Here is a 12,162-nt window from a genome sequence, read left to right as displayed (position 1 = left end):
TTTCCTAAATTTGCATATTAATTAGTGACTTATAATTTTCAATAAGATTATCACGTACAAGAGCAGCCGTTTTCATTTGAGACTCAGCTTTCTTTTGCTGAATTAAAACGTCATGTGTTTCTCCTACCCCTTTTGTTAGTAAATCATATACCGCTGTTTGCGCATTGTTTTGTGTTTGATTCATATCTTCCAATAAATCGATAAACTTCTTCCCCTCGACTACAGGTGTTTCTGAAGTTTTCGGTGCACCAATTGACTGAATCGCACCAAATGGCTGTGTATTTAACATTGGTTGGATTTTCATCTTCCCATATTCCCCCTTTATCCTCGGCCGATTTCTAAATCTTTATCAAGCATTTTTTTATTCGCATTTAATACACTTGTATTTGCTTCGTACATTTTTTGAGCAACCATTACATTCGTCATTTCAGCAGTCACATCCACATTCGGATAACGTACATATCCCTCTTCATTAGCATGTGGATGCGTCGGATCATACACTAAGTTTTCAGTTTTGTCCGCTTCAATACTTTTTATTTTCACCCCGTTAGTAGGTATACTGTCTAACATATTGGCAAAACTATTATTTGATTCAAGTACTACACTACGGCGCTCATACAAATCTGCCCCCGGAGCTGCCGTTGTATTTGCATTTACAATATTATTTGAAGTAACTTCCATCCACTTTCTCGCTGTCGTCAGCCCTGATCCACTTGCATTAATTGCCTGAAACATCGTTGTCTCTCCTTCTACTATTAACGTCCACGCGCTGCTTGGTTAATTGCGTATTGTGTATTAATCGCATTAATGGAAACACCATATAATTGGTTTGTTTTCATTAAATCTAGCATTTCTGTCGTTACATCCACACTATTTCCATCTTTATTCGTTTGCATTGATTTCGTTTGAATCTTTGCATAAGTATTTTTCGTATTTACTGTCGGTAAGTGCATTTCATTCGTTTGATATAAATCTGGATTGCTTTTTAAATCTGCAGCATTACTCTTATATAATGCACTACTCTTATTCATTTGCTCAGCAAATGTAACGTCTTGTGCTTTATAGCCAGGTGTATTCGCATTTGCAATATTACTAGAAACCGTATTTCGTTTCGTCACTAAATAATTCATATAATGGCTTACATCACTCACTAAATCTGGCATACTCCACACCCTTCCTTTTTAACTTACCATTTTGAACATAATGATCCACTGATGGAAGTTTCACTTCATTACTTAATTTCCTATATGTATTTATTAAAATATTAACTATTATGTACCCTTACATATTTTATTCCATTTTTACATTGTTGTCTTTAGAAAAATACAAAAATATAAAAAGAATATAAAAAAACTGTATAAGCGTAGTAATCTATATAACATTTCAATATATTTACGACTAGCTGAATCTTATTTTTATATTATTTAGATTACTCCTGTTTTTTTACAGCCATAAAATGAAACCTCAACCAGCGGAATTCTTTATTTACATGAAGGAATGGACCCCCTTTTTTAAAAAGAGGAATCCGTTCCCACACATTATTATTAATATTTACCGTAAAATGAATTTGCTTTCATTCGCCCATCATTTGTCATAATCATTTCTTCCAAAATCTTTTGCTTATCTCGAATATGCTGTGCTGCCTTAATAATGAATGGGCTTACTTCTGCCGCAACTCTCGCACGCGTTTCTTCATCCAATGTCATCATCCAGCGATTTAACATCGTACTCTTCTCAGCAAACTCTCCATCTGACACTTGCAATTCACCGATTTCATTAAAACAGCCGACAAATGCTCGATAAATATCATTGTTCATTTTCAAGCGCTCCGCGATAACCGTCTATTAAATCTTGTAACACTTTCACAATCGCATCAATATCTTTCGCTTCACGTGTTACTTTCATCATTTGAATTTGAACGCTAATCCAATCGTATAAACCATAAAGACTATCATATAAATCTTTCGTAATCTCAGGGTTTAATTGAAGCTTTAATTCTTCAAAAATACGTTCCAATTTTTCAAGAAGTGCATCCCCTTCTTGTAGTTTAAAAGTATGTAAAAGCTCTTCTAAATTACGAAACTCTACAATGCATTTTTCATAAATAAAAATTGTATTTTTAATCGGATTACTCGTCATAATATCATTTTGCATATAACGTTGCCATGCTTGCATACGATCACTTCCTCAACTTTCATTAATCATCACTTTTTTGTTTTGTCATTGCTTTAATTGTTTTTAGTTGGCTATCTAGCGCCGCTAATGTACTTTCTAGCTTTTGATACTTTTTCACGATTTCATCTTGCTTTTGTAAATTTTGTGACTCGATGTCTTTTATCTTCTTATCTAAATCACTTACACGTGAATCAATGTTTTTCACACGTTCTCCAACTATACCTTTATCACCGAATAATTTATCAAGTGGTTCTTCCATCATTTTTCCTAAACCGTTAGAACTAAAGAAAAATTGCTTCGCTGCATCTGGCTTCTCTTTTAACGCTTTCGTTAATGCTTCTTCATTAACTTCCATCGTTCCATCTTGTTTTAATTGAATACCAAATGAGAATAAGTAATTACCATCTTGAGAAAATGTTACGACGTTATTCATCGCTTGGCGTACACTTTGCATAATAGTTTGCCCTTGGAAAGCTCCGCCTTTTCCAGCAAAGATATCTATTGTAGAAACAGCTTTATTATAATCCGCAACCATCTTTTTAATAACATTTGATGCATCTGTTACGTTCGAGTCACTTACTGTAAACTTCAGTTCTATCCCTTTTGCTTTCGCCTCTGTTGTCTTTGGATCAACCTCTGTCTTTTCACCATCTGTTTTTTCTTCTACTTTTTCCTCAGTTACTTTTAATAATTCGATTTTCACACCAGGAAGAGCTTCAATTGTATTAGTAGAACTTTTACCTGCTATACCATTAATCGTATATTCAGCATTTTGCGCACTATTGATTTCATGAAGCGCTACGCCGTCATCATTAGCTAAACCTATTTTTTGAAACAATGAAGATTTGTTCCCCTCAAAATTGATTACTCCATCTTCGCCTTCTTTTTTTGAGGTCATGAAAATTTTATTCCCCAGTGTATATGCTGATACGCCGTAATCTCCATCATTAATTTTATTAATTAAATCTTTATATGTCATATCAGATGTTACTTTTAGTTCTTTACCACCTAGTTTTAATGTTTCATCACTATTAATCTTGGCATCTATATTTTCAATTTGGTCAGAAGCTATTTGATGACGCTGCGCAAGCTGTGTAATCGTCATATTAAAAGTTCCAGCAATCGCACCGCCATCAGCTTTCACATTAATATAACCGTCTTGTGATGTTGTTACCTTTTTCTCATTTCCTTTAAAAGCCGCTAAATTTTTAAATGTTTGCGTGAAAGAACTAAATTCTGATTTTAAACTTGTATATAAAAGTTTATCTTGTGAAAGGCTATTCTTTTCATTTGTATACGGCGTTTTTCTCATATCCAGCGCATTCATTTCTAATTCAACGAAATTAGAAGTATCGATCATGTTATTTCCGAGGTTCCAAATCTGTTGTCTACCGCCAATACCCGTTAACGTTCCTGCCATATTTCTCACTCCTTATTTTTTTACATGTAGTCTAAAATACTCGTTTTGCTCATCGTGCTAACTGCTTTAAGCGTCGCTTCATACGTCGCATTAATATACGCCAAGTCAGAAATTGCTACTGCTAAATCAACATCTTCAATTTCTTTACGATTTTCTTGAAGGGCTAGATTTTGCTCGCTTAAAATTGTCTTAAACGTATCTACAGTGTTCATCGTTGCTCCTACTTCTGTTGTACGATTAATAACACTATCCAAGTTTTTCTTATTTTCCGCTAATAACGGTTGTAACGCTTTTTGATCACCGTTTTGCATCGCGTCTTTCATCTTTACTAACGTTTGAATAACAGGAGTTAGTAAGTCCTCACCTTTACGAAACGCTTTAATTTCATAACCATCATTTAGCTTCCACATTACATCTTTTTCGCCGCCTTGGTATGTCCCATCATCCGCAAATGGAGGCTTCTCTGCACTATCTCCGCCAAACAGATAGCGACCTTGCTCTTTCGTATTCGCTAAATATACAACTTGTTTTAAAATTTGATCGATTTCGGCACCGATTGCCTTTAATTCTTTTTCACCATTCGGTCCATTTAATGCTTGCACCGTTAATTGATCCGTTCTCGTTAAAGATTTCACAATACCTGACAATGTATTTTCTGTCTGACTTAGTACATTTTTAGAATCCGCTATATCTTTTTGCATTTGTTCAATATTCGCCAACGAATGTTGAATCGCGAATGATTTACTTGCTGCAAGTGGGTCTTCACTCATAAGAAGATTTTTCTTGCCTGAAGTTACTTGATTTCGATGATATTGCTGTTGCACATTCAAATCCATCAACTGATTCTTTGCCCAATTTGCATTTTGAAATGTAGATACTCTCATTTCTATCTCCTCCTTACTTATTTTCAATCAATTACTATTCCCTATCGGATAATCGAAAACAGACTATCAAACACTTCATTCATCGTAGTAATAGCTTTAGAGTTTGCTACGAAGTATTTTTGGAAGGCCATTAAATTTACCATTTCCTCTTCCATATTCACGCCTTCGACACTCATCTTTTCTTGCTGAATACCTTCTAATAAATCTCCATGAATTTTTTGATAACCATTCACTTCACTTTTATCAGATGCTACCTTAACTATGAATTGGTCTAATGCTTTTTTATATGAAAGACCTTCTTTATAATTGTCATCTGTAATTCCTGCCAGTTTATTTGCAGTTTCAGCAGATATTTTCATTTTCGAAAAATCATTCGCGAATTCTGGATTTAACTTCAACTCTTTCGCATAATCTCCAACGAAGAAATCTTTTCCCATCACTGTATTTACTTGTTTTTTCACTGAACTCATTAAGTCTTCAAGATTTTTTTTATAACTAGCAATCTGCCCTTTCGTATCGACCGCTGATTTTATTGCACCACTAGTTAAAGGGATTTCCGAACCGTATATTTCAACTGACATTGGCTCTTTCGTTTTATTTAATTGGAGCGGATATGTATCTTGTCCATTTACTGTTAAAACACCATTCATTCTAACACTTGCGATATTAGGATTCATAGATTCATAAGATACTTCTATATTGGCGTACTTTGACATTTCTGTAACGATGCGGTCACGTTCGTCTAAAAGTTGATTCGGTACTTGTGTACCAGCCTGCCCAATTTTTGTATTCGCTTCTGCTAAACTAGCAGCAAGACGATTAAATTCATTAACATGTGCTTCAATATCTTCTGTCGTCTGCGCTTCTACTGAATCTAAATTTTTCGCAAGTTTATTTACCTGACTTGTAAACTTCCCAGTTTCAGAAATTAGCGTATCGTAATAGTTTGATTGATCCGGATTTTTTGCAACTTCTCGAAAAGCATTAAAAAATCCATCCATTAAACTAGATATTGAATTTTTCCCTGTCGTTCCTACCATAGACTCTACTCGTGATAAAACAGAATTCTTATAATTATAGTAAGCGAGCTGAGATAATTGGTCGTTAAACTGTTTCGTCTTTACTTCATCTGTAATACGATCAACACCTAACGTTTGTACACCGTATCCTATTCTTTGTTCCGGCGTATGCCCATTACTTGCTCCAACAGAACCGAAATTCACCGCTTGACGTACATATCCAGGTGTATGAATGTTAGACAAGTTTTGTTTCGTCGTTTGTAATCCCATTTGTGCCGCTAGCATGCCCGATAGCGGGGTATTATAATCAGATAATCTCATAATGCTTCACTTCCCCTTTACAATAGTTCGTTCATAAAGATTTGCGAATTATTGTTTCGTTCTAAGTTATATTCAGAAACGGAATCCACAATACTTTCTGTAGTTTTTAATAGTACGTTTAAGTAATATTGATTTTTCAAAAGAATCATTTTTACATTCTCTTCTAATTCAGTTAAGTTTTTTTGTAATTTTTCTATTTTTTCAATTTCTTCGTGAGAAAAATACGAAAATAACGCACTTACGCGAAATGATTCCACTCCCTGTTCTTTACAAAACTGAACAACCATTTCTTCAAATGAATTTGATAACTTTTTTAAACCATCAATATACTGCAATTGCTCTATTTGCAGTTTTTGAACCGCATTTACATTTTTATGTTTTAAATTCTCATATATTTGTTCTCCAAGCGCTTGAATATTTTCATATGCTTTTTGAATAATAACGAGCTTTTCATATAATTGTATGTACATATAGCTTCCTTCCCTTTTACAAGACTAAATTTACAATTAAACCGTGGATTTCTCCAATTTGATTTAACATTTCTAAATGTCCTGTTTTCGTATTAATTAAGTTCATAACATCTTCTAACTCATTTAATCCCATTTCCGCCTGTTTCACAATCGTCATTTTCTGTGAATATCCATAACGTGGATGACGAGACATGACATCTTTATATTGCAATACATTGTCAACGTAAAAATTCAAAAATGATTTTACTGTATTTTTGTATTCCATTACGTTATCAAGTGTTAATTCCATTTCAATTTTCTCTTTAATTTCTCCAATGTTATCGACAAATGCTTCCATTTGTTCTAGCAATTTATCTTTTTTCGGATCTGCATGCAAATTATCCGAAAATGCAAGTCCTGTCCTGACATTTGCTTCTTTCGGCATTTGAGTAGCAGGCGGTATATGCGATAAAATTGGATTATGCGAGATAGAACGCAGCATATATATCACCTTTTTATTTTTTTATTTCTTCCTAAAGTTAATCGTAAAATCTAGTTATTTATAATTATACTCTGAACACTAATATTTTGCAGTTATTTTTTATAGAAGATATGTTACAATTTAGCATGAGGTGGCACAATTCTATGAATATTTTTCTTTGTGGTTCAAATCAATTAACAGCATTAGATCAAGAAGAAATTAAAAAATTTTTAACTGACTATGCTCACAAACATAAAATTTACATATTATGTTATAAATCTATTGAAAATGAGGTACTTCGTTTTTTCGTCGAAAACGAAAGACTCGCTCAAAATTTATGCCTTTACACGCTACAACCGTTTCAAGCAGTAACAGATGAATTTCAAGAAATCGTTGATTATTTAAAAACACACGGAGCCGAGTATGTTGCTTTTGATCATCCTTCCGACTCTATTTACCGATCAGATTATATGTTTTTTGTTAAACAAATTATTGAAGATACCGATTTAGTTCTCTGTTTTTATAACGGAGACAAGCATACATCTGTCATTCCCGTTGATATTGCAAAAGAAGCTGGGATTGATGCTGTCATTTATGATTTACCAGGTTTACATGAAAAACAGATGAAAAAAAACTTTGAACAAAAAATTCGTATGATGTAAAGGGGGAGGCACAATATCGTTATTGTGCCTATTATAAATATGATAATTGAACAAGATTATGATCATTTTATCGCGAGTTTTAAACAACAATTCAATATGGATATCGCTTCGTATAAACAAGATAGAATGCGCCGTAGAATCGATGCTTTCATTTCAAGAAAAGGCTTTGAAAACTACACTAATTTCTTAAGTACTTTACGTGTCGATCAAAGCTTATTTTTAAGTTTTATTGACTATATTACAATTAACGTTTCAGAGTTTTTTAGAAATAAAGAACGTTGGCAAACACTAGAAACGAAAGCACTACCAAAATTACTCGAACAAAATAACGGAAAATTAAAAGTATGGAGTGCCGCTTGCGCTGCCGGTGAAGAACCATATACACTCTCTTTGATTTTATCGAAGCATCTAGCTCCATTTCGTTTTGAAATACAAGCAACAGATCTTGATTTTCACATTTTAGAAACTGCAAAACGCGGTCAATATACAGAACGTTCTTTAAAAGAATTACCTATCGATTTGAAAGAGCGTCATTTCACAAAAGAAAATGATATATATTCATTACATCAAAATATTAAGCAAAACGTCACGTTCAAACAACACGACCTGTTAATGCAGTCGTTCGATACAAATTACGATTTAATCATTTGTCGCAACGTAATGATATACTTTACTGAAGAAGCAAGGGTAAAACTTTATGAAAAGTTTAGTCGTTCTTTACGAAAAGGCGGTGTGCTATTTGTTGGTAGCACAGAACAAATTTTAACACCTGAACGTTATAATCTTCAGAGATTTGATACATTCTTCTACGAAAAAATATAAAAGAGGTCGTCACAATGTAAAGTGACGACCTTTTTATATAACTCGAATTAAAATAATACAAACAACCCATATAAAGAGAAAAAGAAACGTCATTGACCATTTATGTTCTTGCATCGTTTGTTTCAACGCCTGTGATAATTGTGTCATATTCATTTCTGCAAGTGCTCTCCATACACTTACATCCCGCTCTTTAGCTGTGCGATCTGTAATGCTAATTAAAATGGTTTCATTAGATAATTTCGTTATATACGCAGTAATAACCGTTACCATTAAATTTATATTTCCTTCTGATGGATCACTCTCCACGCTAGAAAGGAGTGCACTTACATCTAGCAACGGAATATGTACCTTTCTGCCAAATGATAGTTGTACTTCAGCGAAATCATACGTTCCATCTAACAAAGGAAGTTCTTTTATATGCGCCTGTTTTACAAGCCCTTGCAAGCTTCTCATTATTTGTTCATATACTTTTTCGGTTTGCTTTCCTTCTCCAGATAGCGTGTGTAACTTTTTAAAAAGTTGTAACACTGTATCCATCTCTTTAGAAAGCATTTCTTTCACAATCTTTCCATCACCTAAACTAGCAAGTAAAATTCCGATTTCATTATTTTTCATAATGATTTTGGAATGCCCAGTAAACACTAGGTTACTACGTTTTCGTTCTTTCTGAATCTCATGTTCTGAAATAGCTGCAGGCTGTTTTAATGGTTGTAGCGTCTTATTTTCAATTGTCGTACGTTTAATTTCCATTTAAGCGCCTCCATTACGATGAAATAATTAGCCCCATTCTTTATTACTCTTTAAAACTAAAAACAATACGAATAAACCCGACATAATAGCAAACACATTAGAAGCTTGTACTCCTTGTTCGCTACTGTCTTCTTTTTTCTTTTGCGGTTCTTCTATTGGTTCTTTCTTTTTCGAAACGACTCCATTGTCATTTCTACTTTTATTCTCTTTTTGAGCCTTTCCATCACTTACTTCCTTATGATTTTCCAACGGCTCTTTTATAAAGTAAGTAATTTCTTCTTTCTCTTTCAGCGGCTCTTTTATAAAATCGTTTATTTTCTCTTCTTGCTTCGGAATTTGAACAACTGGCGGTTTTTCTTCCAGAAGTGGAATCTCTACTTTCGATTCTTCCTGCTTCTCAGTTTCTTTCTTATCTTCTAATTTATCTTCATTCTCTCGTTCTTCTATCTTTTTATCATCTTCTGGTTTTTGCTCCAAAATAGAAACGATATACTCACTTTCCTCAACCAGTTTATTGCCGGCCGCATCCACTATCTCTACAAGTATTTCGTACGTCCCGATTGGCAACGCATCCGTTATTTCAAATACTTTTTGCCAATCCATGTCGCGCTTATTGTAATCTAACAAAAATGTAATCTCTTTATTTTCTTTCCCTTTTAATGTAACACGAACTTCTTTCACAACTGATTCTCCGTCTGTCGCCTTCACTCGCACACGTATAGAATCGCCTTGTTTCCGTTCAATTAGCTTCTCTTTCGCCTCGTCAACAGTAACTTTATGCAACTTCGGCAGTTCTTTATCTATTGTTGGCGTGTCATTATTTATACGAATAAATGGGACTTTCACTTCATTTTCTATAAGCTCTTCTTTCTCAGTTTCTTTAGAACTTTGAATGAGCTGAAGATTCCAATCACCTTGCAAATCAAAAGTTTCGACCTTGTAGTTAGCAATCCATCGCTTCGTTTCCTCTTCATACTTAAACGATAGCATTCTTTCTTGTTCATACTGATCGCCGTTTTTTGGCAAGCGCAAAATACCTTTTATACTTTGAACATTTTGCTCTTTCGGCTCTACAATAACTCGCACTTCTTCGCCAACTTTTAATTCTGGCTTATTTACTGTAATAACCCCTTGATCCGTCTCTATCTTTTTTTCGACCTCTTGTTCATTTACTACTTCTTGTTGTTCCTCTTTACCTTGATTCACTTCCACTTGCTCTGGCTGCTCTTGAACTTCTTTGTTTTCTTCTTGTACATTCATTTCATTTAGTTTTTGATCTGGTTCAATTTGTTCTTCCGCCTGACTTTGCAGAGGGAAGAACAGACACACATTTATGAATAACCAGCTCATTAGAAAAAACTTTACGTTTTTCATCTACTAGCTCAAACTCCTATTTCAACGACTTATAGCGATTTCGTCACTTTTACTCCGAAAAATCCATCTACATTTACAAGTTCACCATACGCCACCAATACATCATTTACATAAATACGAATTGGCTCGTCAATATCCTCATCTAGTACAACCGCTTCATTCTCTTGTAAACTTAAAATATCTTGAATTGTTTTCACTGTGCTTCCAAATACAAATTTCACATTCATTTCTACATTTTGTAAGATGGATGTGTCCATGTATACTGGTTCCATTTGTTTTACTTCTTTAAATTCAATAGGTTGCACAACAGGTTCTACAATTTTTTCTTCTTCAATTTCTTCCGTAACAATCTCTTCTTCCTCTTCCATCATTGGATATAGAAGTCTTCTTACCATTTCTTTCGCTTCTGAAATCGGTAAAATTTGATACATTTTCGATTGAAGCAGGTCGCCAATTTCAAGGTTGAACGTAATTTGGACGAGTTCGTCCACTTTCATTGACTCTCCCAAATATTCCATTTCTTCTTTTAACGTTACGAATTTAACATTTGGTGGTGTCATGTCCATTTTTTCTTGAAACATTTCTGACATCGCCGTTGCAGCATGCCCCATCATTTGGTTCATGATCTCTTTAATACCGCTCAGTTCTAATTCACTAAGTTCTTTCTCTGGATCAACTTCCCCTGTTCCCATCATCATTAAATCTACCATTGTTAAAGCGACATCTTTCGTAAATACGAATACATTCTCATTCTTTAGTCCTTCAACAAAATCAACATTTAAAATAACAAACGGGACTGGTACTCCGTCATAATGACGAACATTGATTGATTCTACATTGGGCGTACTAATTGTAACTGGCTGATTTAAAAGTGTTGACAATACTGTTGAAGCGGAGCCAATTGAAATATTTGCAATTTCACCAAGGACATCTTTCTCTTCTTGTGTTAAATGCTCTTTTTCAACTTGTTCTTCTACAATCTCAGTTTCCACTACTTCTGCTGGCTCATCTTTTTCTTCTACTCCACCAGATAATTGCATTAATTTATTTACCATTCGTTTCGCATGTTCAACTGAAACAATTTGCACAAGTTTAGAGTTTACAAGATTATCTATCTTTAAATCAAACGATACTTTAACAATCGTTTGATTACCATCAATCTCAGAAATTTTCTCCATTTCTTCTGATAACTTTACAACTTTAATTGTCGGCGGAGACATATCTACTGTATCTTGAAAGAATTCTGACATAGATGTAGCTGCGAACCCCATCATTTGATTCATCGCTTCTTGTACAGCACTTAGCTCTAATTCACCAAGTTCTTTTCCGTCTTCCACTTCACCTGTTCCCATCATCATTAAATCAGCAATGGATAATGCAACATCTTGCTTAAGGACAAGAAGGTTTTCCATATCTAATCCTTTTGTAAAATGAATGTTTAATACAACGTGTGGAACTTCGACGTCGCTTGAATCATATAAATCTACCAATTCTATGCGAGGAGCAGTAATACTTACTTGCCTATTTAAGATTGTTGATAATACAGTCGAAGCTGAACCAAATGATATATTTGCAATTTCGCCAAGAATATCGCATTCTTGAGGCGTTAAATGCTCATTTTCTTTTTCTAGCACAATTGTGCTCGTATCCCCTTTTGTGTGTTGCTCAGGCATTTTCTCTGCCTCCTCATTTCTGTTTTTCTATCAAATGCTATAAACTCTCATTTTATTTTAACAAACTTATTATATAAAACGTTAATATGTATTTGTTCCCATTTTTAGATTAGTAACGATTAACCAAAAAGC

General features: G+C 34.1%; 14 protein-coding genes and 1 pseudogene. 2 read left to right on the top strand and 13 right to left on the bottom strand.

Going from position 1 to position 12,162, the window contains the following annotated elements; translation table 11 throughout:
- Positions 1–4: 4 nt before the first annotated feature.
- From fliE to AC1Q8N_RS17535, 10 genes and pseudogenes are all read right to left on the bottom strand, one after another.
- Positions 5–304, bottom strand: a complete 300-nt coding sequence (gene fliE / locus AC1Q8N_RS17580) for a flagellar hook-basal body complex protein FliE (protein ID WP_000701677.1) — start codon at positions 302–304, stop codon at positions 5–7.
- A gap of 17 nt (positions 305–321) precedes the next feature.
- Positions 322–735, bottom strand: coding sequence for a flagellar basal body rod protein FlgC (flgC, locus tag AC1Q8N_RS17575; protein WP_061673249.1), 414 nt, complete (start codon positions 733–735; stop codon positions 322–324).
- A gap of 20 nt (positions 736–755) precedes the next feature.
- Positions 756–1,227, bottom strand: a pseudogene (flgB, locus tag AC1Q8N_RS17570) (flagellar basal body rod protein FlgB).
- A 317-nt stretch (positions 1,228–1,544) separates the two neighbouring features.
- Positions 1,545–1,817, bottom strand: coding sequence for a hypothetical protein (locus AC1Q8N_RS17565; RefSeq protein WP_048543403.1), 273 nt, complete (start codon positions 1,815–1,817; stop codon positions 1,545–1,547).
- Positions 1,807–2,175: a flagellar export chaperone FliS gene (locus tag AC1Q8N_RS17560; RefSeq protein WP_048543404.1), complete on the bottom strand. Its 369-nt coding sequence runs from the start codon at positions 2,173–2,175 to the stop codon at positions 1,807–1,809. The genes AC1Q8N_RS17565 and AC1Q8N_RS17560 overlap by 11 nt, the downstream gene beginning before the upstream one ends.
- A 22-nt stretch (positions 2,176–2,197) precedes the next feature.
- Complete coding sequence (locus AC1Q8N_RS17555) at positions 2,198–3,595, bottom strand: flagellar hook-associated protein 2 (protein WP_048543405.1); 1,398 nt, start codon at positions 3,593–3,595, stop codon at positions 2,198–2,200.
- A gap of 20 nt (positions 3,596–3,615) precedes the next feature.
- Positions 3,616–4,479 carry a flagellar hook-associated protein 3 gene (locus AC1Q8N_RS17550; RefSeq protein ID WP_001266398.1) on the bottom strand — a complete coding sequence of 288 codons (864 nt, stop codon included), beginning with the start codon at positions 4,477–4,479 and terminating at the stop codon, positions 3,616–3,618.
- 41 nt (positions 4,480–4,520) lie between these two features.
- The gene (gene flgK / locus AC1Q8N_RS17545) at positions 4,521–5,819 is read right to left on the bottom strand and encodes a flagellar hook-associated protein FlgK (RefSeq protein ID WP_064469671.1); all 1,299 of its coding nucleotides are present in this window, start codon (positions 5,817–5,819) and stop codon (positions 4,521–4,523) included.
- A 17-nt stretch (positions 5,820–5,836) separates the two neighbouring features.
- Positions 5,837–6,289, bottom strand: a complete 453-nt coding sequence (locus AC1Q8N_RS17540) for a hypothetical protein (protein ID WP_000275870.1) — start codon at positions 6,287–6,289, stop codon at positions 5,837–5,839.
- Positions 6,290–6,305: 16 nt separating this feature from the next.
- On the bottom strand, positions 6,306–6,770 hold the full coding sequence (locus AC1Q8N_RS17535; RefSeq protein WP_000946323.1) for a YaaR family protein: 465 nt from the start codon (positions 6,768–6,770) through the stop codon (positions 6,306–6,308).
- Between the two features lie 143 nt (positions 6,771–6,913).
- On the opposite strand from AC1Q8N_RS17535, the gene AC1Q8N_RS17530 reads away from it, so the two are divergent.
- The gene (locus AC1Q8N_RS17530) at positions 6,914–7,411 is read left to right on the top strand and encodes a hypothetical protein (protein WP_001020104.1); all 498 of its coding nucleotides are present in this window, start codon (positions 6,914–6,916) and stop codon (positions 7,409–7,411) included.
- Between the two features lie 39 nt (positions 7,412–7,450).
- Entirely contained in the window at positions 7,451–8,233 is a 783-nt protein-coding gene (gene cheR / locus AC1Q8N_RS17525; RefSeq protein ID WP_048543407.1) for a protein-glutamate O-methyltransferase CheR, read from the top strand.
- A gap of 33 nt (positions 8,234–8,266) precedes the next feature.
- Here cheR and AC1Q8N_RS17520 read toward each other — a convergent pair whose 3' ends face one another.
- The 3 genes from AC1Q8N_RS17520 to AC1Q8N_RS17510 are packed head-to-tail and all read right to left on the bottom strand — an operon-like array spanning position 8,267 to position 12,030.
- Positions 8,267–8,983, bottom strand: coding sequence for a hypothetical protein (locus AC1Q8N_RS17520; RefSeq protein WP_064469674.1), 717 nt, complete (start codon positions 8,981–8,983; stop codon positions 8,267–8,269).
- A 27-nt stretch (positions 8,984–9,010) separates the two neighbouring features.
- Positions 9,011–10,357 carry a transglycosylase gene (locus AC1Q8N_RS17515; RefSeq protein ID WP_098068099.1) on the bottom strand — a complete coding sequence of 449 codons (1,347 nt, stop codon included), beginning with the start codon at positions 10,355–10,357 and terminating at the stop codon, positions 9,011–9,013.
- 29 nt (positions 10,358–10,386) lie between these two features.
- Positions 10,387–12,030 (bottom strand): flagellar motor switch protein, encoded by a 1,644-nt coding sequence (locus tag AC1Q8N_RS17510; protein ID WP_001115029.1) that lies wholly within the window; start codon positions 12,028–12,030, stop codon positions 10,387–10,389.
- Between the last annotated feature and the right edge of the window lie 132 nt (positions 12,031–12,162).

It is taken from the genome of Bacillus sp. GW823-FHT06B01 (assembly GCF_058952315.1).
The sequence above is the reverse complement of the archived record's forward strand: the minus strand, read 5'-3'. Positions and strand labels throughout refer to the sequence as shown.